Source organism: Micromonospora inaquosa (assembly GCF_003857055.1).
Classification (GTDB): domain Bacteria; phylum Actinomycetota; class Actinomycetes; order Mycobacteriales; family Micromonosporaceae; genus Micromonospora; species Micromonospora inaquosa.
The window spans coordinates 1-19,894 of record NZ_QGSZ01000356.1 but is presented as its reverse complement, the minus strand read 5'-3'; the positions used below and the strand labels follow the sequence as shown (position 1 = coordinate 19,894).

Here is a 19,894-nt window from a genome sequence, read left to right as displayed (position 1 = left end):
CCTTTGTCCTACAGGGGTTGGTAGGGGTCGTGGCTCTCGTGCTCGTCGGCACCGTCGGAGTCGCGGACGTCACGGGTCTCGCGGACGTCGCGGGGGTTGGCACCACTGACGCGCGGCTCGCGCGACAGCTCGGGTGGTGGCTGGTGCTCGATGGCGGAGTCGTCCCGCGCGGCAGGTCGCTCAGGCATGAACTGCCCTACGTCGATGGATCATGAACTCATGCTCTGGGGGCGCGACGGCCTTCGCTATCCAGCGGATACGTCAATTTTCACGACGCGTCGTCGAGGGAGTCCTCTTCGGCGAACACTCCGGCCTCCACCGCCTTGACCGCCAGCGCGGTCCGGGAGGTCACCTTCAGCTTGCGCATCGCCGCGCGCAGCTGTTGGTCCACAGTGGCCGGCGACTTGGCCAGGATCCGGCTGATCTCCCGGTTCGTCTTGCCGGCGACAACCAGTTGAACCACGTCGAGCTCGCGTGGTGAGAGCTGGTCGCCGTATCCCCGTCGGCCGCCGCGCCACAATCGCGGGACCTCGGCGCCGTGTTCGCGAAGCCGTTGCGCGACACGGTCGGCATCGCCGCGTGCGCCGAGCCTGAACAGTTGCTCGTACTGTGCGGCCAGCAGCTCTCGGCCCTGTTCGATCTGACCTTGCGCGATGAGCGCCTCAGCTTGACGCTCGCGGGCGAGCAGGACGTCGTAGGGGCGCGGCAGCGCGCTCCAGGCGCGCGCTGCCCGGTCGTACGCCGTCGCGGCCCGGGCGTGGTCTCCGGCGGCGGCGGCCAGCAGGGCACGGCAGACGGTGAGGGCGGCGCGAGGCGCAGGCGCCGTACGGCCACGCAGCCCTCTGGCGAACTGGTCGGCCAGGCGGGTCGCGGCCCGGAGATCGCCCACGGCGAGGTGCGCCTCGATCCGGGCGGGGACGAGGTCCGTCGCCCAGACCCAGATGCCCTTTCTCCGAACGGTTTCCATCGGCTCGTTCGTGATCTGCAACGCCCGGCCGCTGTTTCCGTCCGTCAGCCACAGTCTGGCCAGCGCGGCGGCGGCCTCCATCGTGTCGTCGGCCGCGCCGAGACGGGCGGACTCCTCAAGGACCAGCCGGAACTGCTCCTCCGCGGCGCGCCGCCGTCCGGCCGCGGCTGCCAGCCGGGCCGCGAGCCGAATGCTGCCGAGGTAGTGCGCCGGCCGGTCGCGGTCGGCGTCGGCGAGTGCCGCGCCCCGCTCGGCCAGGCCCTCCCACCGGCCGGTGAACCACGCCAGGTTGGCCTGTTCGAGGCGGACGTTGTGCAGCAACCGGGACGCCTGCTCGGCCTCGGCGAGGCGCATGGCCACGGCGAGGTGTTTTTCCGCGTCGGCGTATCGACCCCAGATCAGCGCGCCGGTCCCGACATTCGCGTGGATGCGGGCCACGTCGAGACGCGCCGCCGAGGTCCCGCCGTCGGTGGGCAGGTCGGCGACGACGTCCCACGCCTCCTCTTCGCCGAGCATCAACAACGCCGCGGCTCGGTTGCCGGCCAGGTTCAGCCGTTCGGCGGGAGAATCGGCTTCGGCGGTGAGCTCGGCGGCGCGGTCCAGCCAACGCCGGTGGGTCGACGCCGGCCACGGTCCCGCGTACGCCCACCCCAGATAGGTCATTGCCCGAGCCGCCTCGACCGGGTCGTGGTCGAGGTTGGCCACCGCCTGCTCCAGCTCGCTGAGTGCGGCCTGCGCCTCACCTCCGGTGATCAGGAGCCGGCCCAGGGGGTTGCGGATCTCGGCCTGCTGGCGGGCGGAGAGACCGGGGGTCTCCAGCACCGAGCGCAGGGTACGGATCACGCGGTGGTAGACCTCGTCGACCGGTTCACGGCGGCCCAGTGCGGCAACCCCGGCGATGCGCGCGACCCGGGCCCGGTCCTCCGGCGGCAACACGGCCCACGACAACAGGTCGACCAGCAGGTCCACCGCCTTGGTGTGGTCACCCGAGGCGATGGCCAGTTCGGCGCTCTGCTCGGCGTACCGGGCCCAGGACTGCGTCTCGCCCGCCTCGCGGAAGTGGTGGGCGAGGCGCGCCACGGGCGGCGGTTGGATGTCCTCCAACGCCCGGCCGGCCAGCAGGTGGAAGTGCCTCCGGTCGGTCAACGGGATTGATTCGTAGACCGCCGTCGCGGCCAGCACATGCCGGAATCGCCACTGGCCGCGGTCGTCTCCGTCCAGGATGCCGGCCTCGGCCGCCTCCGCGATGGCTCCTCGACACGCAGCTGGGGACAGGTCGGCGGTCACCGCGACCGTCGCCACCGATGACCGCTGAGCCAATGTGGCCGCGGCTCGCAACACCTGCTGCGCCGTCGGCGACAGACGGCCGACCCGCTCGCGGGTGGAGTCGCGCACCGTCGGCGGCACCTGTAGCTCGCGCAGCTTCAACCGGACCCACTGCCCGTCGCGGAAGACGAGGTCGCCTCGGTCGCACATGAGGCGAACCGACTCCTCCAGCGCCAGCGGGACGCCACCGGTCCGCTCGTGCATGAACGTCGTGAACTCCTGCGATATCGGATTGCCGTCCAGCATCGAGGACACCAGAGCCGCCGTGTCGTCGGGTCGCATCGGCGCCAGGGCGATCCTCAGCTGGGTCACGCCGGCGGGCAACCGGGAGGTCAGCCGCAGCAACAGCGATCCGACGTCCACCTCCTCCGGCCGGTAGGAGATGACGAGGCTGGGCCCGTCCGACTGTTGTCGGGAGGTGAAGAACAGCAGGAACTCCAGGGTCACCTCGTCGGCCCAGTGGGCGTCCTCCAGGACGAGAACGTCGACGCGCTGAGCCCGGAGCAGCTCGTCCAGGGCCCGGAACAGGCGATGCCGTGCCGCCTTCGCGTCGCCCAGGGGTTGCAGTGCGGGCGGCAGGTCCGAGGACCATTCGGGAAACAGGGGTCGTAGCGCGCCCGCGAGTTCGGTCAGCCGCAGTCGCGACACCGGGTGGTCGATCCCACGGAACGCGTCGACGATCGGCCCCAACGTCAGCGACTCGCGAAGCGGTGGGCACACCGAGACCAGGGCGGTGCGCTGGTCCGGTGCGGCCAACCACTCGCGCAGCAGTCGGCTCTTTCCGATCCCCGCCTCGCCCTCCACCAGTACGATCGCCGGTGGCCGGGCCAGGGCACCTCGAAGCGCCGTCATCTCTCGATCACGACCCACGAAGTGCGGCGTGGAGACCATCGGTGAAGTCGCGTCGTCCTCGGGCGAGGGGTCGATCATGCGTGATGATCTCGCTTTTCGTCGCTCGGACACAAGTGCCATCCCGGCGACTCGCGTTGCGGGATCCTCAGTCGGAGCGCCGAGCGATCCTCACTTCGTCCGGTATGTCTGAAATGGCATAACTTGCACCTTTCTTCCTCGTTCATTCGTTGACGGGTGCCAACACGCCGAGCGGACCCGTCAATCGAACTGAACGGGGGAATCGGTGAGTTCTGTCCTGCAAAGAATCACGACCGCATCCACAGCGATGCTGGTCGCCGGCCTGGCGACCCTGGGAGCGGGGACGCCGGCACGGGCCGCACCGGGCGACGCGAACGCGCGGGGTGTCGTCGTCGACCTGTCCGCGGAAGTGCTCGGCATCGCCGTGATCAGCGCAGACGCCACCATCGGCTCCGCCACCGCACCGGCCGCCGGAGGAACCGACACCGAGACGCTGCTGGCCATCTCGATTCCCGGTGCGCTCGGCGTGACCGCCGGCGGCACCGTCGAGGAGGTCACCGCCACCCGGGCGGCGGCCTCGTCCTCGGCATCGTCCAGCGTGAACGGCCTGAGCTTGGCGGTCCTCGGCGTCGACGTGCTCGACGCGGGGGAGGTCACCGCCACCGCGACCTGCCCACAGGTCGGCGCGACCAGCGCGGACACCACGTTCGTCGGGTTGGAGCTGTTCGGCTCAGCGGTGACGCTGACGGCAAACGCCCCCGCCGTGGTGGGCAGCGCGGCCGTGGTCGTACCGGGCCTGGTGGGCGCGAGCCTGAACGCCTCGTTGACCCGGGTCGAGACGACAACCGCCACCGGCGCCACCGCGATCGCCGTGCGGGCAGTACTCACCCTGTCGGGCACCATCCTCGGCGTGCCGACGACCATTCCGGTCGGGACCGTGATCGTGGCCGAGGCCGCCTGCGAGCGGCCGCCGGCGGCGCCCGCCGCCGCCACGATCACGCCGGACGAAGGCCCGCAGTCGGGCGGCCAGACGGTGACGATCACCGGTACGGGCTTCATTCCGGGCGGCACCACCGTCACGTTCGACGGTGTGCCGGCGACCGGGGTCACTGTGGCGCCCGCGGGCACCTCGTTGACGGCGGTCACCCCGCCCGGCGCGGTCGGCCCGGCGTCCGTCGTGGTCAGCACGGTGAACGGCACCGCGCCGCCGCTGGGCTACACCTACCTGGCCGACGGTAGCGCGGCCGTGATCACCGACCTCACGCCGACCTCCGGGCCGACCGTCGGCGGTACGACGGTGACGATCACCGGCACCGGCTTCATCGGTGTGACGGGTGTGGACTTCGACGGGGTGCCCGGCACCGGGTTCACCGTCAACCCGGCCGGCACCACGATCACCGTGGTCACCCCGCCGAATCCCGCCGGTCCGGCAGTGGTCGAACTCGTCTTCCCGGCCGGGCGGGTGACCGCGCCGACATTCACCTACATCGCGCCGACGATCACCTCGATCGTGCCGGACTCGGGCCCGAACACCGGTGGTACGACGGTGACGATCACCGGCACCGGCCTCACCGGGGCGACTGGGGTGACGTTTGGCAACAACCCCGGGACCAACCTCGTGGTGGACCCGAGCGGCACCTCGCTGACCGTGGTGACTCCGCCTGGACCGGTCGGTCCGGTGGACGTGACAGTGCTGATCCCGGGCGCGAACGTGACCGCGCCGGACGGGTTCACCTATGTGGCGGCGGCTCCGATCGCGGCGTCGATCACACCGGACGAGGGCCCGCAGTCGGGCGGTCAGACGGTGACGATCACCGGCGCTGGCTTCATCCCCGGTGGCACGACCGTCACCTTCGACGGGGCGCCCGCCACTGACGTCACGGTCAACGCGGGCGGCACGTCGTTGACCGCTGTCACCCCGCCCGGGGCGATCGGCCCCGCGGCGGTGGTGGTGAGCACCGGGAGCGGTTCGGCGGCACCACTGGACTACACGTACCTGGCCGACGGCAGTGACGCCGACGTGACCGGGTTGACCCCGACGTCCGGGCCGACCTCCGGTGGCACCACTGTCACCATCACCGGGACCGGCTTCACCGGGGCGACCGGAGTCACCTTCGATGGGGTGCCCGGCACCGGGTTCACCGTCAACCCGGCCGGCACCACCATCACCGTGGTCACCCCGCCGAACGCGGCCGGGTCAGCCGTCGTACGACTGGTGTTCCCCGCGGGCACCGCCGCCGCGCCACCGTTCACGTACGTCGCGCCGACGATCACCTCGATCGTGCCGAACACCGGACCGAGCACCGGTGGTACGACGGTGACGATCACCGGGACCGGCCTCACCGGCGCGACCGGCGTGAACTTCGGCAACACGCCGGGAACCAACCTCGTCGTGGACCCGAGCGGCACCTCACTGACAGTGGTTACCCCACCCGGCCTGCCTGGCCCGGTGGACGTCACGGTGCTACTGCCCGGTGACGACGTCGTCGAGCCGGACGGGTTCACGTACCAGATCGCCCCGCCGGTCACCGACGAGCTGAACCCGGGTCAGGGGTCGACCGGTGGCGGCACGACAGTGACCGTCGGTGGCTCCGGCTTCGTCCCAGGTCGGACCGTGGTCACCATCTGCGGCCAGACCATCGCGGCGAGCCTGGTCACCGTGGCGCCGGACGGCCGTTCGTTGACTTTCCGTACGCCGGCCTGCGCGGCCGGGAACACCACGGTCGTGGTGAGCGTCGACGGGCGAGCCTCCAACGCGCTGACCTTCCGCTACGTGCCGCGAATCCTGCCGGTTACGGGTGACACCGTGGCCGCGCCGCTGAGCGTCGGCGCGTTGCTGGCTCTCCTCGGCGTCGTCCTGGTGCTGCTGACCCGACGCCGGCAGCGTGCCGGCCGGATCGGCTGACCCGCTGAATTACCGCCCCGGTCAGGGCCCAACCCGGGCCCTGGCCGGGGCGAACAACGCGGCGGGCACCCGTTCAGCCTGCCAGGAACACGACAACATCGTCCCGCCTCGGCGCTCACCGATAGCCGAGGTGGACGACCAGCTTGCCCTCTCTGGAGTGGGCCCCCACGTAGACGGACGCGGGGTCGAACAGGGTCGGCGGCAGGCTCAGTTCCTCGGACAGACCCATCTCGTGCGCCAGGTCCTCCGGGGACTGCCCCGGCGCGGGCACCACGGTGATCGTTCGCCAGCATCCACCGGAGGCGCATTCCGTGCTCTCATCGGTGACCGTCGCTCCGGACGGCACCCCCGGCATTCGCGATCTCGGTGGCAACGCCCCCTCGGTACCGAACACCTGCAACCACAGGAACGACAGGACCCACAGGCACGACAGCAAGCCCAGCGTGACGGACACGGCCACGAGAACATGCTTCGTGCGCCTGCGCAGCGCGGTCTGCGACGTCATCGCGCGAGGATAGTGGAGCACTGTCGATCCGCTGGTCCTCCGGTTCGACGGCGAGATCGACTCGGTGGTCGCGCTGCGCGTCGACGATGGCGTGATCACCGCGCGCGCCGCCCGTCGCGGCTAGTACGGGGGAGTGGGTGTCTCTGCTGGACGCCGGCGTGAGCGTCGCGCGTCCGCCGTGGCGACGCCGAGCAGCACCACTGCGGCAACCGCGCCGGCGGTGAGCGGCTGGAGGTGCAGAGCTGGCGGCGTCAGCAGGCCGAGGGCCAGCAGGCCGGCCAACCGGGACCGGGAGACCCGTCCGAAGACCTGGTATTCGAGGGTCGAACGCCCGACGAGGAAGAGCGCCGGGCCGCCGAAGATGGCGATGAGCCAGGCCGACGGGAGGTGCCCGAGCGGTTCCGCGATGAACAGCTCGAAGCCGACACCGGTCAGCACGATCCCGGCGATCATCACCATGTGGGCGAACGCCATGTCGGTCGCCAGCCGGGCCGCGTCGCGGGAACGGTCGATCGCCGTGCCCAGCACCCCTCCCGCCACGTGGAAGTAGATCCGCCAGAGCAGGACGGTGCTCACCAGCGCCAGGACGAACCCGCCCGTCTGGTCGTTGTGGAACTCGCTGCCGCTGAAGCTGAGCCCGATGACGAAGATCGCCTCGCCGAGAGCGATGAGGAGGAACTGCTGGTACCGCTCGGCCAGATGCTCGGCCGCGATCATCTGAACGCCGAGCCGTTGCGCGCCGAGCCGGGGGGTCGGCCAGCCGAGGAACAGCCCGGTGTAGTCGATCAGCACGGCGAGGGTCCAGAGTGCCCCACGGACCGTGCCGTCGTTGACCAGGCCGCCGACGACCCAGAGTGGTGCGCTCAGGCCGAACCAGAACAGGATCCGGATGGACTGGTGTGGGTCCGGCCGGCCGTGCCCGGCGAGGTGGAAATACACCACCCGGCCGATCTGGAGAGTCACCAGGGTGATGGCGAACAGTGAAGCCCGTGCGCCGAAGCCGTGGGGCACGGCGACGGCCATCGTCATGGCACCGACCAACGTCATGATGATGACGGTCTGGACGATCTGGGCGTCCGGGTCCAGCCAACTGGTCGACCAGACCGTCACCGACCAGACCGCCCACAGTGCGAGGAACAGCAGCAGAGCCTGGCCGAGGCCCGCGAGCACGCCAGGTTGGCCGTCGGTGAAGTCGACGATCAGCCGCGCGGAGATCCGGGTGAGGGCGAAGACGAAGACCAGGTCGAGGAAGAGTTCCAGGAAGGTCGCCCGTTGCCGGGTGGCGTCGTCGCGAAGCAGCCGTACGCCGCTCGTGTTTCTCATCGGCTCGCCGCGCTCCGGTGCCCCCGAACGACCACGTGCCCTCCCGTCGCGGTGATCTCCTCGCCTAACGAGCCAGGGGGCGGTGGTGGCACGTGGGCAGAGGCCGCCGGCCAACCACAACAGTCACCAATCCGTCACCCGGCAACTGCGGCAGGTGTCCGCCCTTACGCTCGGTTGCGTGCCCGGACCTGCCGAGAAGGCCGCTGAACAGGACCGGCGTGACCTCATCGTCACGGCCGCGCGAGAGTTGGTCGAGACGGAGGGCTGGTCGGGTGTGACCACCCGACGGCTCGCCGAACGGACCGAGATCGACATGGGTGACATCTATCGGCACTTCGCCGATCTGGAGGCGCTGATCGCCGCCGTCGCGGTGTGCGCCTTCGCCGATCTGGCCGCCGATCTCGCCGAGGCGCACGCGGAGACCGTCGGCAGCCCCGAAGGGGTCTGGCCGGCCGTCGCGACCGCGTACCTCGACTTCGCGTACACGAATCCCGAGGTCTATGACGCGATGCTCGCGCTGACCCCCGACCTGGCCCTCGGCGCGGATGGTGTGCCGGCCGCGCCGCGGGCGGTCTTCGCCGAGCTGCGCGCGGCGCTGACCCCGCTGGCCGAGGGCCGGGACCCGGACACCCTCGCCGAGGTGGGCTGGAGCTTGCTGCACGGCGTGGTGATGCTCACCCGCGGTGGCCGGCTCCGACCCGAGGGGCAGGAGGACCGCGAGGTGTTGATCGCGCAACGGTTGCTGAGGTGGCCGTGACCACGCCGCCAGGTGGTGGGTGGGCGCCCGGCCGGGCCGTTGTCGACGAACCGAAACGTGAGTGAGCGGGAAAAATCGTGGGCTTTGGCGTCTGCCCGCCGCCTACCCTGTCTCCTGGCCTGCCGGGCGGTGGGCCGGGGAGGGGATGGCATGACGGTCGACACGGCGGCCCGGCGGCACGCACAGGTGCTGATCTTCGATGCGGACGACACGTTGTGGGAGAACAACGTGGTCTTCGAGCGGGTGATCGACGACTTCCTGGGCTGGTTGGACCACCCCACCCTGGACCGGGCGGAGCTGCGGGTCGTCCTCGACGACATCGAGCGGGCCAACGCGGTGGCGCACGGATATGGCAGCAAGGTCTTCCTGCGCAGCCTGGCGGAGTGCCTGGAGCGGCTGCGTGAGCGGCCGGCCACCGACTCCGAACGCCAGGAGATCGACCGACTGGCAGTGGCGCTCGTCGAGCACCAGGTGGAGCTGATGCCCGGGGTGGCCGACGCGCTCGACGAACTGGCCGGCCGGCACGAGCTGCTTCTGCTGACCAAGGGCGACCAGGAGGAGCAGCAGCGCAAGCTGGACGCCTGTGGCCTGCTGCACCACTTCGGGGCCGCGCACATCGTCGCCGAGAAGAACGTCGACACGTACCGGTGGCTCACCCGGGAGCACGGCTTCCCGCCGGCCGGCGCGTGGATGATCGGCAACTCCCCGAAGTCCGACATCCTGCCCGCGCGGGCGGCCGGGTTGAACGCGGTGTTCATTCCGAACGCGAACACCTGGGTGCTGGAGGACGACGAGCTGGACCCCACCGACGACGGCGTGCTGCGGCTCGCCGCGTTCCGGGACCTGCTGCGGCACTTCTGACCGTGCGGGAGCCAAACAGCGTCGGCGATCATGGTCGTGTTACGCCGACCTGCCCGATTTCCAGCGTGGGACAAGTCCTGCCATCGGTCGTCCGATGCGGCTTGTCCGCCGGGTCGGAGCCCACCTAGCCTGGTCCGGCGCTCCCGGCCTTTCGGGGTGTGTCGGGGGCGCGTCGGCGTTCGGCGGGTGAGCACCGTGGAGCTGAGTGCGGAGTGGCCGGCTCACCCCGTTCCGGCGCGTGGCGTCCTGCCACGCCCGCGCGACGGGTGCCGGAGCTGTCCGCTCCCTTGCCGGACGGCCGAGGGTCAGGGCCGGGTAGTTGCGGACCCGGTCCTGACCCGACCCGCGAATTCCTCGACCGTGGCGAGTGGGCAGGCCGTGCGGCCGTTCGGCTGTCAGGATGGCGGGCATGAAGCGCAGATCTCTCCTCCTCGGCGCGGCGGCAGGTCTGGCCGCCCCGGCCGTGCTCACCTCGGCCGGGCCCGCACTCGCCGCGAGCGGGCCGCTGCGGCCGGCCTGGGGCACGCCCCCGACGCAGCGACCCTGGCCGGGGCGGCAGCGCCAGAACCGGGCCAGCGCGTTGACCACGCTGCCGGCGGCGACGAAGCAGGTGATCATCGTCGGCGCCAGCAGCTACACCACCACGTACGCCACGGTGGAGGCGTTCGTGCGGGCCCGCAACGGCTGGCAGCCGGCCTCGGCGGCGTTGCCCGCCCGGATCGGCTCGAAGGGCTTCAGCGACAACCACGTGGAGGGTGTGCCGACGACGCCGACCGGCGTCTATTCAATCGGCCCCACCATGTACGGCATCGCCGCGAACCCGGGCGTGCGATTCCCCTACCACCGCCTGGTCAGCGGTGACTGGTGGAACGAGAATCCGTCGTCCCCGCGCTACAACACGTTCCAGCACACTGCGACCAACCCCGGCGGGGCCAGCGAGGCACTGTGGAAGGAGGTCCCCGCGTACACGCACTTCGCGGTGATCACCTACAACATGCCGCCGAACGTGCCGAAGCCGGTGCCGAACGCGGGCAGTGGGATCTTTCTGCACCAGTTCAGCACCAGCGCCGGCAACGCCACGGCTGGTTGCGTAGCCCTCGCACACGGTCACCTGGTCGACGTGCTCAACTGGCTGGACCCGGCGCTGTCACCGCGCATCGTGCTCAGCCCGTACGCCCAGCTCGGCCGATACTGAGATTCAGCCGGCCTCGCGCCGGACGATCGCCACCGCCACCCGGCAGAACTCGTCCATGTCCGGGTTGAACCCGGCAGCGATGTCGGGGTGCAACCCGGAGCGGGTCTCTTCCAGGAGTCGCTGGCAGACCTGTTCGACCGGTTCGCCAGCGTAGTCGGCGCGGACCCGGTCGGTGGCTGCCTGAAGCGCCGAGGTCAGCTGCTCTTCCAGCGGGCCGCGCAGTTTCCGCTGCACAGGGTCGAGCCCGCGGGGGTCGAGCGTGACATGTGGCTCCGACATCGGTGCTCCCTTCGTCGGCGTCCGCGGTACCCCACCGCGGACGTCGGTCAAACCCCGTTAGGTACGGCGGCGACCCGCACCTGGTATGAGAAGTCCTCCGCCGGCTCCTCGTGGTACGACAACCGGCGGATCTGCCGGTCGTCGTCGTAGAGAGCGACGTCCACCAGGACGCCGAGGTGGGCGAGGCCGATGGTCGACACCCGCTTCTTGTCCTGCAACACCGCGCAGACGCCGCCGAGCAGGGTGCTGGCGTCGGACGTACGGTGCCCGGGCGGGCAGCGCAACACCAGGTCCACCTCGATCGGCCCGGGCAACGGCGTCCAGCCGGTGCGCTGGGCCGCGGCGAGGGCGGCCTGGAGCAGGGTGCGGACCCTCGTCGCCTGCCGATGCCCGGCGGCGAAGATGGACAACGCTTCGGTCTTGACCGGTGGCAGGCCGCTCACCTCGAACGTCAGGGCGAGAGCGCGGGTGTCCTGCACGACGGCACCTCCTCGTTGGGACGATCCTGCCGAACCGGGGGAGCCGCGGTGGGACGTTCCCGCGATTACCAACCGTTCGGGCAGGCATGGGTCGGCCGGAGGCGTGTCGACGGCAGCGGCGAACGCGCCGGCTGCGGCGCTAGGAAAACGCTAGCCGACGATGCCCGCGCTCGGTAGTCGGTCGTTCACCCGGTGGGCGCTGGTGCGAAGGCGCAGAACTCGTTGCCCTCCGGGTCGGCGAGGATCCACCACCAGTGGGCCTCGTCGAGCGGCTCCCGGAGCAGCGTCGCGCCCGCCGCGATCAGCGCCATGGGCTCCGGGTCAGCCAACTCGACGTCCCAGTGCAGGCGATTCTTGACCGTCTTGGGCTCGGGAACCCCGTCGAACACCCAGTACTCCCAGGGGAAGCCGGCCGCGCCGAACACCGACGAGGTGGTCGACCCGTGCTCGATGGTGCCGCCGAGCACGCCGGCCCACCAGGTCGCCTGGGCGGCCGGGTCGAGCGCGTCCACCACCAGCTGGAACGGACCCGGGCGGCTGTTGGCGTCGGCCGGGAACGCGCAGAACTCGTTGCCCTCCGGGTCGGCCAGCACCCACCGGCCGGCGTCGTCGTCCGGCTCGCGGACCAGCCGGGCGCCCTGCGCGAGCAGCGCCGCCGGCTCCGGGTCGGCCAACCGCAGATCCAGGTGTACGCGGGGCCGGCCGACTCGCGGCTCCGGCACCTTGTTCACCCAGATCGACTCGGCTGGTGAGCGGGCGGAGCGGGGATCGACCCGGGTGTCGCCGTCACCTGCGTCGGCCACGTCGCCGTCGAGCATCCGCGCCCAGAAGCCACCGAGGGCGAGCGGGTCGGCGGCATCGAGGCAGAGGTCCTTGAAGCGTGCGATCACCGTCCCAGCATGCCTGGTCGAGGGGTGTCCGTGGGGCAAGCACGGCGCGGCGGCGTCGGGTCGACGTGCAGCGTGCAGCGTGCCGCTGTCGCGGTCCTTGGCGTCGTGCACCAGCACCACACCCGGCTTCAGGGTAGATCTTGGACAGTTTCCGTTACGTCCTAGCGGAAACTGTCCAAGATCTCCAGATTCGGGACTGATCGTCTTCGGCTGCTACTCGCCATCGATCGACCGACCGGCCGTGGGCGTGGCGCGGGGTTGGGCCGGTCGCGGTATCTCGCTTCGGAGAAGCCCTCAGCGCCAGGTTTTCTCCGAGTTCACGGTCAGTGCTGCTTGGCGAACCCGACGAAGGCCTTCCAGGCCGTCGGGGCGATGTGCAGGGTGCCGCCGTCGCGGTCCTTGGTGTCGCGTACCAGCACCACGGTTTTCAGGTTGTCGGCGACCTCGACGCAGGCTCCGCCGTTGCCGCCGGACCGGGTCGACTTCCGCCACTGCGGGGTCAGCATGCCCATGACTTCGCCACTTCCTTGATCAGGTCGATTGACTGCCGGCGGGGGAGCGCCTCGTTCCGCACGATCTCCCACGTCTTCGCCAGCTTAGCGACGTCGGCCGAGGCATCGACGATCTGCGCGGTGAGCTGGTTGTCGGCATAGGTCACGCGCTCGCCGTCCGGCATCTCGGCGATGATGAACTGGCCGCCCATCCCCAGATACATCCCAGCATCCGTCGGGACGATGTGCACCTGGATATGCTCCGCCGCCGTCAACTGGGCCAGGTGCTCGCACTGCTCGACCATGAGGCCCGGCTGGTCGAGCACCGGCCGGCGCAGCACCGCCTCGTCCAGCACGGCGATGAGCTGCGGCGGGCGCGGACGGTGCAGGATCGCCTGGCGTTCCAGCCGGGAGGCGACGATCCGGTCCACGTCCTCGGCGTCGAACCGGCCGCCGGCCAGCGTCGCGCGAGCGTACCGCTCGGTCTGGAGCAGACCCGGCACGTACGCCAACTCGAACCAGCGCAGCGTGGTCGCCTCCCGCTCGAACTCGATCCACTCGCGCAGCCAGGCCGGCTCGGCGTCGAGCCGGGCCAACCCGTCCAGCATGCGGAGGAATCGTCCGCCGGTCCGGTGCTGGGTGTCGACCGCCCGCATGTACTCCTTCGTGGGCGGTCGCCCACCGGTCTCCACCGAGCTGACGTGTGAACCCGAATAGCCGATGGCCCGGCCGAAGTCCTCCTGACTGAGCCCTGTTTCCGCCCGGAGCAGGCGCAACTCCTCCAGCACGTAGTCGGTCACGGTCCCCATCGATTCCCCAACCTTCACTCAGTGTGGCTCGGCGTGTCCCTCATGGGTGCTCACCTGGACCGCTGAGCTGCACGAATGGCGTGAGCACGTATCGACGGTAGTCGCCTCATCACCAGACTGTCACCAGTGGCGGGTCCGCTGGTGGCCGACGTGGCGGCGGCAGGCTCTGCCCTCGGGGTCGCTCCCGTCTCCCCCTTGCGGGAGCGGCCCCTCCCCACCCCGAGGAGGTCGATGTGTTGAGCCCGGCAGCCCAGCAGCCCGCAGTGCGGTGGCCGTGATGGTGGTCCGGCCGCCCGTGCCACACGTCGCCATGCGCCCGCTGTGGCGGTGCCGCAACTGTGGCAGCGAGTGGCCCTGCCAACCGGCCAAGCTCGCCCTGCTGACGGAGTACCGAACCAGCCGGACCGCGCTGCTGATCTACCTCGGCACTCTGATGCACGAGGCGACGAACCAGCTCACCCAACTCCACCCGGATCATCCACCGACCAGGATGACCGAGCGCTTCCTCTCCTGGGCCAGGGCCCGGGGTTGACGCTCGGGCAGCAGCACGCAGAAAGTCAGGTCCAGCAGCTTGTGCGCAAGGGCTGGTGTTGGTCGTACCGTCAGGCGGGTTTGACTCTGGTGGCTTCCGGGTGCGAGGTGTCGGAGTCGGTCCGGCCCTCGCGCAGTGACAAGCGACGCGCCAGCACAGTGGCGCCCGCGAGCGCGGCCAGGACCATGGCGATCTCCGCGACCACCACCGACGGTGCCGTGCTGTAGTCGGTGGACCAGGCGAAGCCGACGGTGACCGGCGTGATGACGATGCCGGCCGCCGGCACGAGGATGATCATCATCCGAGCTGTCCGCCGGATCCTGGGTAGGTCGCGTAGCCGGGTCCGCACCGCGATGACCGCTCCCGTGACGACCACGGCGGCCGGTATGCCGTATCCGACGGCGACGGCGAGCTGGACCGGTACGTCGATCGAGCGGGGGATGTCGACCACGCGGACGAATATCGGGTAGACCGCCACCAGGAGGCCGTAGCCGAGCATCGCACCGGCCATCGCGCCGATCAGTGCGGTGCCGAGAATGCGGCCGTAGTCGCCGCGCACCCGTTGGACGCCAGCCTCGTCGGCGAGCCGCCGCGCGAAGCTGGCAACGTCACCGCCGAGCAACCGCACGGGATCGCCCCCGTCGGCGGCCGCGGCCCGCAGGTCCAGGCGCAGATCCGCGGCAAGCGCCACGCGATCGGCCGAACCGACGCCGTACGCGCGCCATGCCTGGTCGGCTTCGCCCAGAAGGCTGTCGATGGTGTCCATGGTCAACTCCTCGTGGGGCTGTGGTCGAGCGGGTCGAGAACGGCACTGACGGTGTCGGCGAAGCGATTCCACTGCTTTTGCCAGGCGTCCAGGTGGACCCGGCCGGACCTGGTCAGCGCGTAGACCTTTCGGGGTGGGCCGGTCGGGCTGGCCTGCTGCTCATGAGCGACCAGGCCGAGTCGGCGCATCCGGGTCAGCAGCGGATAGATGGTGCCGTAGCTGATTGCGCCAAAGCCGGCGGTCTCCATCCGCCGAACCAGCTCGTAGCCGTGCGCGGGCTCCCGTGCCAGCAGCGCCAGGAGGCACATGTCCAGCGCGCCCCGCAGGAGTTGGGTCTGCCGGTCGTTGTCGTCGATCGACTGACTCTCCGCAGCTACCATGCGGCACATAGTACCCCGCTAGTGGGCGTCACGATATACCGGAACTGAAGAGCCGCTGTAACGGCCAGGTTTCGCCGCTTCGTGGGCGGGGCAGAGTAGCCGCTACAGAGCAACCGGGCCGGAGTTTCCGCAGCTTGCCGGCTCGGAACCGGCTCGCCGTGCGCCGGGGCACGGATGCCCTCCCCGGTCATTCGCCGAGGAGAGGGGGAGGGCGATGACGGACCCCGAAACGGCTCGACACCGACGCCGACCGGTTGTGCGGCTGGGCGCGGCCGCTGCCGCGCTGGCACTCGTCGCGCCGCTGGCCGCGTGCGGCGCGGAAGACGCCGGCGGCCCACCGACGATCAACCTGTACTACCCGCCGGAGCAGAACCTGCAAAAGGTCGTCGACGACTGCAACACGCAGGCCCAGGGGCGGTACGAGATCGCCTACCGGGTGCTGCCCCGGCAGGCCGACGACCAGCGGGTGCAGATGGTGCGCCGGCTCGCCGCCGAGGACAGCGGGATGGACCTGCTCGGGCTGGACGTCACCTGGACCCAGGAGTTCGCCAGCGCCGACTGGATCCGCGAGTGGACCGGCCAGGACAAGGCCGAGGTCGAGCAGGGCACCCTCGCCGGCCCGTTGGAGACCGCCCGGTACGAGGACAAGCTGTACGCGGCGCCGAAGAACACCAACGTCCAACTGCTCTGGTACCGCAAGGACCTGGTGCCGCAGCCGCCGACCACCTGGGACCAGATGATCAGCGCGGCCCAGCAGCTCAAGGACCAGGGCAAGCCGTACCAGGTGCTCACCATGGGCGCCCAGTACGAGGGGCTGGTCGTCCTCTACAACACCCTGGCCGAGAGCGCCGGTGGGAAGATCCTCAACGACGACGGCAAGAAAGCCGTGATGGACGACGGCACGGTCCGGGCGTTGGAGCAGCTGAAGAAGTTCGCCACGTCGGGCGTGACCTCGCCGTCGTTCAGCAACGCCACCGAGGACCCGGTGCGGCTGGAGTTCCAGTCCGGCGGCGGCGCGTTCCAGGTGAACTGGCCGTTCGTCTACCCGGCCCTCCAGGAGGCGAACCCGGAGCTGGCCAAGCAGGTCGGCTGGGCTCGGATCCCGGGCATCGACGACGGCACCCCCAGCAAGGTCACCATCGGTGGGGTCAACCTGGCGATCAGCTCCTACTCCAAGCACCCCGAGCAGTCCTTCGAGGCGGCCCGGTGCATCCGCAGCGCCGAGCACCAGAAGTTCTCCGCCATCAACGACGGCGTTCCGCCCACCATCGAGGCGGTCTTCGACGACCCGGAGATGACCGAGGCGTATCCGATGAAGGACACCATCCTGGAGGAGCTGAAGGACCCGGCGACGCGTCCGCTGACCCCCGCCTACCAGAGCATCTCCACAGTGATGTCGGCGATCCTGTCGCCGCCGTCCGGGATCCGTCCGCAGCAGACCGCCGACGAGCTGCGCGACGCCATCGCCGACGCCCTCCAGTCCAAGGGGGTCCTTCCATGAGTATCAACGCCACGCCGACCGGCGCCGATGTCGCCGCCGACGAGACCAGCGAATCCACCGGCCGGCACGCCACCGTGCCCACCCAGCGTGGCGGTCGTCGCAAGCCCCCACTGAGCGAGAACAAGAAGGCCGAACGCAAGCTGGGCCTGCTGCTCTGCGCGCCGGCCGCGCTGGTCATGATCGCGGTGACCGCGTACCCGATCATCTATTCGGTCTGGTTGTCGTTGCAGCGCTTCGACCTGCGCTTCCCCGACCAACGTGAGTTCATCGGGTTGGAAAACTACGTCACAGTGCTCACCAACGAGTTCTGGTGGACCGCGTTCGGGGTGACCACGCTGATCACGGTGGTCACCGTGGCCGTCGAACTGGTGCTCGGCATGGGCCTGGCGATCATCATGCACCGCACCCTGATCGGGCGCGGCCTGGTCCGGACCTCGGCGCTGATCCCGTACGGCATCGTCACCGTGGTCGCCGCGTTCTCCTGGCGGTACGCCTGGACGCCCGGCACCGGCTACCTGGCCGACCTGTTCAGCGACGGCGCGCCGCTCACCGAACGGGCCAGCTCGCTGGCGATCATCATGCTCGCGGAGATCTGGAAGACCACCCCGTTCATGGCGCTGCTGCTGATGGCCGGGCTGGCACTGGTGCCGGAGGACCTGCTCAAGGCGGCCTCCACCGACGGCGCGACCGCCTGGCAGAAGTTCACCAAGGTGATGCTGCCGGTGATGAAGCCGGCGATCCTCGTCGCGTTGCTGTTCCGCACCCTGGACGCGTTCCGGGTCTTCGACAACATCTTCGTGTTGACCGCCGGCGGCAACGAGACGTCCTCGGTGTCGATGCTCACCTACAACAACCTGATCCGGGGTCTGAACCTCGGCATCGGCTCGACGATGTCGGTGCTGATCTTCATCACCGTGGCGATCATCGCCTTCGTCTTCGTGAAGTTGTTCGGCACCGCTGCCCCCGGCAGCGACGACGGAGAGAGGCGCTGACATGGCTGTCGAAACCACCACCAGGGCAAAGCTGCGCTGGGGTCTGCTCGACGTCCTCGTGGTCGTCTTCGCGCTGGTCCCGGTGCTGTGGATCGCGTCGCTGTCGTTCAAGACGCCAGCCACCCTCACCGACGGGAACTTCATCCCCCGCGAGTGGACGCTGGACAACTACCGGACCATCTTCGACACCGACCAGTTCGTCCGGGCACTGATCAACTCGATCGGCATCGCGCTGATCGCCACGCTGATCGCCGTGGTGCTCGGTGCGATGGCCGCGTACGCGATCAGCCGGCTGGACTTCCCCGGCAAGAAGCTGCTGGTCGGGGTCTCCCTGCTGATCGCCATGTTCCCGCAGGTGTCACTGGTGTCACCGCTGTTCGAGATCGAGCGTCAGCTCAAGATCTTCGACACCTGGCCCGGGCTGATCCTGCCGTACATCACCTTCGCGCTGCCGCTGGCGATCTACACGCTGTCGGCGTTCTTCAAGCAGATCCCCTGGGACCTGGAGAAGGCCGCGAAGATGGACGGCGCCACCCAGGGGCAGGCGTTCCGGCGGGTGATCGCGCCACTGGCCGCGCCCGGGTTGTTCACCACGGCGATCCTGGTCTTCATCTTCTGCTGGAACGACTTCCTGTTCGCCATCTCGCTGACCTCGACCGAGCGGTCCCGCACGGTGCCGGCCGCGTTGTCGTTCTTCACCGGCGCGTCGCAGTTCGAGGACCCCACCGGGGCGATCTGCGCCGCCGCCGTGGTGATCACCGTACCGATCATCCTGTTCGTCCTCTTCTTCCAGCGTCGCATCGTGTCCGGTCTGACCTCCGGCGCAGTCAAGGGATAGGTGAGTAGTCATGGCTGACATCGTGCTGGACAAGGTGAGCAAGAGCTTCCCGGACGGGACCGTCGCCGTGCAGGACGTCGACCTGGAAATCGCCGACGGCGAGTTCGTGATCCTGGTCGGGCCCTCCGGCTGCGGAAAGTCCACCACCCTCAACATGATCGCCGGGCTGGAGGACATCAGCTCCGGTGAGCTGCGCATCGCCGGGCAGCGGGTCAACGACAAGGCCCCCCGGGACCGGGACATCGCCATGGTGTTCCAGTCGTACGCGCTGTACCCGAACATGACAGTGCGGGAGAACATGGCGTTCCCGCTGCGGCTCGCGAAACTCGACAAGGAAACCATCAACCGCAAGGTCGACGAAGCGGCGAAGGTGCTGGAGCTGACCTCACTGCTGGACCGCAAACCGGCCAACCTCTCCGGTGGCCAGCGCCAGCGGGTCGCGATGGGTCGGGCGATCGTCCGCCAACCGAAGGCGTTTCTGATGGACGAGCCGTTGTCCAACCTCGACGCCAAGCTGCGGGTGCAGATGCGCACCGTGGTGTCCCGCCTACAGAAGCAGCTCGGCACCACCACCGTCTACGTCACCCACGACCAGACCGAGGCGATGACCCTCGGCGACCGCGTGGTGATCATGCGCGGCGGCGCGGTGCAGCAGGTCGGGGCACCGCAGGAGCTGTACGACCACCCCCGCAACCTCTTCGTGGCCGGCTTCATCGGCTCACCGTCGATGAACTTCCTGCACGCCGCCGTGCAGGACGGCGAGCTGCACACCGCACTGGGTCAGGTGCCGCTCGGCGATCGGGTCCGCCGGGAGCTGGAGGCGGCCGACGCGCCCCGCGAGCTGATCCTCGGCATCCGGCCCGAGCACTTCGAGGACGCCGAGCTGGTCGACGACGACACCCGTCGGCGGGGCATGGAGTTCGAGGCGCCGGTGGACATCGTCGAGTCGATGGGCTCGGACAAGTACGTCTACTTCACCGTCGAGGGTGAGAAGGCCAGCGCCGCCGAGTTGGAGGAGTTGGCCGCGGACGCGGGCGCCGCCGACTTCGCTGGCGCCGGCGGCAACCTGGTGACCCGGCTGTCCGCGGAGTCGCCGGTCGCCGAGGGGCAGACGCGGCGGGTCTGGTTCAACCTGGAGAAGATCCACCTGTTCGACCCGGCCAACGGCCGCAACCTGACCCTGCACGAGGGCCGTGCCGCCGGCGCCCTAGCCGACTAACCCGCCCAC

At 69.9% G+C, this 19,894-nt stretch carries 20 protein-coding genes; 9 read left to right on the top strand and 11 right to left on the bottom strand.

Annotated elements, in window-relative coordinates:
• Nucleotides 1-8: 8 nt before the first annotated feature.
• Together DLJ59_RS32500 and DLJ59_RS32495 are read right to left on the bottom strand one after the other, a co-directional pair.
• A complete protein-coding gene (locus DLJ59_RS32500; RefSeq protein ID WP_124777846.1) occupies nucleotides 9-188 on the bottom strand; it encodes a hypothetical protein in 180 nt (59 codons plus the stop codon).
• A gap of 80 nt (nucleotides 189-268) precedes the next feature.
• Nucleotides 269-3,223 carry an ATP-binding protein gene (locus tag DLJ59_RS32495; protein WP_124777844.1) on the bottom strand — a complete coding sequence of 985 codons (2,955 nt, stop codon included), beginning with the start codon at nucleotides 3,221-3,223 and terminating at the stop codon, nucleotides 269-271.
• 205 nt (nucleotides 3,224-3,428) lie between these two features.
• Here DLJ59_RS32495 and DLJ59_RS32490 point away from each other — a divergent pair, with 205 nt between their 5' ends.
• A complete protein-coding gene (locus tag DLJ59_RS32490; RefSeq protein WP_158630935.1) occupies nucleotides 3,429-6,068 on the top strand; it encodes an IPT/TIG domain-containing protein in 2,640 nt (879 codons plus the stop codon).
• 115 nt (nucleotides 6,069-6,183) lie between these two features.
• Here DLJ59_RS32490 and DLJ59_RS32485 read toward each other — a convergent pair whose 3' ends face one another.
• Both DLJ59_RS32485 and DLJ59_RS32480 read right to left on the bottom strand, forming a co-directional pair.
• Nucleotides 6,184-6,573 carry a hypothetical protein gene (locus DLJ59_RS32485; RefSeq protein ID WP_124777840.1) on the bottom strand — a complete coding sequence of 130 codons (390 nt, stop codon included), beginning with the start codon at nucleotides 6,571-6,573 and terminating at the stop codon, nucleotides 6,184-6,186.
• Between the two features lie 120 nt (nucleotides 6,574-6,693).
• Nucleotides 6,694-7,896, bottom strand: coding sequence for a low temperature requirement protein A (locus DLJ59_RS32480; protein ID WP_124777838.1), 1,203 nt, complete (start codon nucleotides 7,894-7,896; stop codon nucleotides 6,694-6,696).
• Between the two features lie 178 nt (nucleotides 7,897-8,074).
• Here DLJ59_RS32480 and DLJ59_RS32475 point away from each other — a divergent pair, with 178 nt between their 5' ends.
• The 3 genes from DLJ59_RS32475 (at nucleotide 8,075) to DLJ59_RS32465 (ending at nucleotide 10,709) form a co-directional block, all read left to right on the top strand.
• Complete coding sequence (locus DLJ59_RS32475; protein WP_244236342.1) at nucleotides 8,075-8,653, top strand: TetR/AcrR family transcriptional regulator; 579 nt, start codon at nucleotides 8,075-8,077, stop codon at nucleotides 8,651-8,653.
• Between the two features lie 150 nt (nucleotides 8,654-8,803).
• Nucleotides 8,804-9,514 carry an HAD family hydrolase gene (locus tag DLJ59_RS32470; RefSeq protein ID WP_124777834.1) on the top strand — a complete coding sequence of 237 codons (711 nt, stop codon included), beginning with the start codon at nucleotides 8,804-8,806 and terminating at the stop codon, nucleotides 9,512-9,514.
• A gap of 409 nt (nucleotides 9,515-9,923) precedes the next feature.
• Entirely contained in the window at nucleotides 9,924-10,709 is a 786-nt protein-coding gene (locus DLJ59_RS32465) for a L,D-transpeptidase family protein (RefSeq protein WP_124777832.1), read from the top strand.
• A 3-nt stretch (nucleotides 10,710-10,712) separates the two neighbouring features.
• On the opposite strand, the gene DLJ59_RS32460 is transcribed toward DLJ59_RS32465, so the two are convergent.
• The 5 genes from DLJ59_RS32460 to DLJ59_RS32440 all read right to left on the bottom strand — a co-directional run bounded on the left by DLJ59_RS32460 (nucleotide 10,713) and on the right by DLJ59_RS32440 (nucleotide 13,657).
• Complete coding sequence (locus DLJ59_RS32460; protein WP_124777830.1) at nucleotides 10,713-10,988, bottom strand: hypothetical protein; 276 nt, start codon at nucleotides 10,986-10,988, stop codon at nucleotides 10,713-10,715.
• A gap of 47 nt (nucleotides 10,989-11,035) precedes the next feature.
• Nucleotides 11,036-11,467 carry a RusA family crossover junction endodeoxyribonuclease gene (locus DLJ59_RS32455; RefSeq protein WP_124777828.1) on the bottom strand — a complete coding sequence of 144 codons (432 nt, stop codon included), beginning with the start codon at nucleotides 11,465-11,467 and terminating at the stop codon, nucleotides 11,036-11,038.
• A 185-nt stretch (nucleotides 11,468-11,652) separates the two neighbouring features.
• Nucleotides 11,653-12,357, bottom strand: a complete 705-nt coding sequence (locus DLJ59_RS32450; RefSeq protein WP_124777826.1) for a VOC family protein — start codon at nucleotides 12,355-12,357, stop codon at nucleotides 11,653-11,655.
• A gap of 323 nt (nucleotides 12,358-12,680) precedes the next feature.
• The gene (locus tag DLJ59_RS32445; protein WP_124777901.1) at nucleotides 12,681-12,863 is read right to left on the bottom strand and encodes a DUF397 domain-containing protein; all 183 of its coding nucleotides are present in this window, start codon (nucleotides 12,861-12,863) and stop codon (nucleotides 12,681-12,683) included.
• Nucleotides 12,857-13,657 (bottom strand): helix-turn-helix domain-containing protein, encoded by an 801-nt coding sequence (locus tag DLJ59_RS32440; protein ID WP_124777824.1) that lies wholly within the window; start codon nucleotides 13,655-13,657, stop codon nucleotides 12,857-12,859. Before DLJ59_RS32440 ends, DLJ59_RS32445 begins: the two co-directional genes overlap by 7 nt.
• 277 nt (nucleotides 13,658-13,934) lie before the next feature.
• On the opposite strand from DLJ59_RS32440, the gene DLJ59_RS32435 reads away from it, so the two are divergent.
• The gene (locus DLJ59_RS32435) at nucleotides 13,935-14,189 is read left to right on the top strand and encodes a flavin reductase (protein WP_124777822.1); all 255 of its coding nucleotides are present in this window, start codon (nucleotides 13,935-13,937) and stop codon (nucleotides 14,187-14,189) included.
• 70 nt (nucleotides 14,190-14,259) lie between these two features.
• Here the strand turns inward: DLJ59_RS32435 and DLJ59_RS32430 are convergent, their stop codons facing one another.
• Both DLJ59_RS32430 and DLJ59_RS32425 read right to left on the bottom strand, forming a co-directional pair.
• A complete protein-coding gene (locus tag DLJ59_RS32430; RefSeq protein WP_124777820.1) occupies nucleotides 14,260-14,955 on the bottom strand; it encodes a hypothetical protein in 696 nt (231 codons plus the stop codon).
• A gap of 2 nt (nucleotides 14,956-14,957) precedes the next feature.
• The gene (locus DLJ59_RS32425) at nucleotides 14,958-15,335 is read right to left on the bottom strand and encodes a PadR family transcriptional regulator (RefSeq protein WP_124777818.1); all 378 of its coding nucleotides are present in this window, start codon (nucleotides 15,333-15,335) and stop codon (nucleotides 14,958-14,960) included.
• Nucleotides 15,336-15,549: 214 nt separating this feature from the next.
• Here DLJ59_RS32425 and DLJ59_RS32420 point away from each other — a divergent pair, with 214 nt between their 5' ends.
• The 4 genes from DLJ59_RS32420 to DLJ59_RS32405 are packed head-to-tail and all read left to right on the top strand — an operon-like array spanning nucleotide 15,550 to nucleotide 19,885.
• The gene (locus DLJ59_RS32420; RefSeq protein WP_124777816.1) at nucleotides 15,550-16,836 is read left to right on the top strand and encodes an ABC transporter substrate-binding protein; all 1,287 of its coding nucleotides are present in this window, start codon (nucleotides 15,550-15,552) and stop codon (nucleotides 16,834-16,836) included.
• Nucleotides 16,833-17,828: a carbohydrate ABC transporter permease gene (locus tag DLJ59_RS32415; protein WP_124777814.1), complete on the top strand. Its 996-nt coding sequence runs from the start codon at nucleotides 16,833-16,835 to the stop codon at nucleotides 17,826-17,828. Before DLJ59_RS32420 ends, DLJ59_RS32415 begins: the two co-directional genes overlap by 4 nt.
• A gap of 1 nt (nucleotide 17,829) precedes the next feature.
• On the top strand, nucleotides 17,830-18,666 hold the full coding sequence (locus DLJ59_RS32410; RefSeq protein WP_124777812.1) for a carbohydrate ABC transporter permease: 837 nt from the start codon (nucleotides 17,830-17,832) through the stop codon (nucleotides 18,664-18,666).
• Between the two features lie 10 nt (nucleotides 18,667-18,676).
• Nucleotides 18,677-19,885 (top strand): ABC transporter ATP-binding protein, encoded by a 1,209-nt coding sequence (locus DLJ59_RS32405; protein ID WP_124777810.1) that lies wholly within the window; start codon nucleotides 18,677-18,679, stop codon nucleotides 19,883-19,885.
• The last annotated feature ends 9 nt before the right edge of the window (nucleotides 19,886-19,894 follow it).

What these genes read in the sequence shown, in the direction of transcription:
- DLJ59_RS32405 (WP_124777810.1), top strand. Translation starts at nt 18,677, where the DNA reads ATGGCTGACATCGTGCTGGACAAGGTGAGCAAGAGCTTCCCGGACGGG.
- DLJ59_RS32460 (WP_124777830.1), bottom strand. Translation starts at nt 10,988, where the DNA reads ATGTCGGAGCCACATGTCACGCTCGACCCCCGCGGGCTCGACCCTGTG.
- DLJ59_RS32500 (WP_124777846.1), bottom strand. Translation starts at nt 188, where the DNA reads ATGCCTGAGCGACCTGCCGCGCGGGACGACTCCGCCATCGAGCACCAG.
- DLJ59_RS32445 (WP_124777901.1), bottom strand. Translation starts at nt 12,863, where the DNA reads ATGCTGACCCCGCAGTGGCGGAAGTCGACCCGGTCCGGCGGCAACGGC.
- DLJ59_RS32435 (WP_124777822.1), top strand. Translation starts at nt 13,935, where the DNA reads ATGGTGGTCCGGCCGCCCGTGCCACACGTCGCCATGCGCCCGCTGTGG.
- DLJ59_RS32440 (WP_124777824.1), bottom strand. Translation starts at nt 13,657, where the DNA reads ATGGGGACCGTGACCGACTACGTGCTGGAGGAGTTGCGCCTGCTCCGG.
- DLJ59_RS32425 (WP_124777818.1), bottom strand. Translation starts at nt 15,335, where the DNA reads ATGGTAGCTGCGGAGAGTCAGTCGATCGACGACAACGACCGGCAGACC.
- DLJ59_RS32410 (WP_124777812.1), top strand. Translation starts at nt 17,830, where the DNA reads ATGGCTGTCGAAACCACCACCAGGGCAAAGCTGCGCTGGGGTCTGCTC.
- DLJ59_RS32495 (WP_124777844.1), bottom strand. Translation starts at nt 3,223, where the DNA reads ATGATCGACCCCTCGCCCGAGGACGACGCGACTTCACCGATGGTCTCC.
- DLJ59_RS32485 (WP_124777840.1), bottom strand. Translation starts at nt 6,573, where the DNA reads ATGACGTCGCAGACCGCGCTGCGCAGGCGCACGAAGCATGTTCTCGTG.
- DLJ59_RS32465 (WP_124777832.1), top strand. Translation starts at nt 9,924, where the DNA reads ATGAAGCGCAGATCTCTCCTCCTCGGCGCGGCGGCAGGTCTGGCCGCC.
- DLJ59_RS32470 (WP_124777834.1), top strand. Translation starts at nt 8,804, where the DNA reads ATGACGGTCGACACGGCGGCCCGGCGGCACGCACAGGTGCTGATCTTC.
- DLJ59_RS32430 (WP_124777820.1), bottom strand. Translation starts at nt 14,955, where the DNA reads ATGGACACCATCGACAGCCTTCTGGGCGAAGCCGACCAGGCATGGCGC.
- DLJ59_RS32415 (WP_124777814.1), top strand. Translation starts at nt 16,833, where the DNA reads ATGAGTATCAACGCCACGCCGACCGGCGCCGATGTCGCCGCCGACGAG.
- DLJ59_RS32480 (WP_124777838.1), bottom strand. Translation starts at nt 7,896, where the DNA reads ATGAGAAACACGAGCGGCGTACGGCTGCTTCGCGACGACGCCACCCGG.
- DLJ59_RS32420 (WP_124777816.1), top strand. Translation starts at nt 15,550, where the DNA reads ATGACGGACCCCGAAACGGCTCGACACCGACGCCGACCGGTTGTGCGG.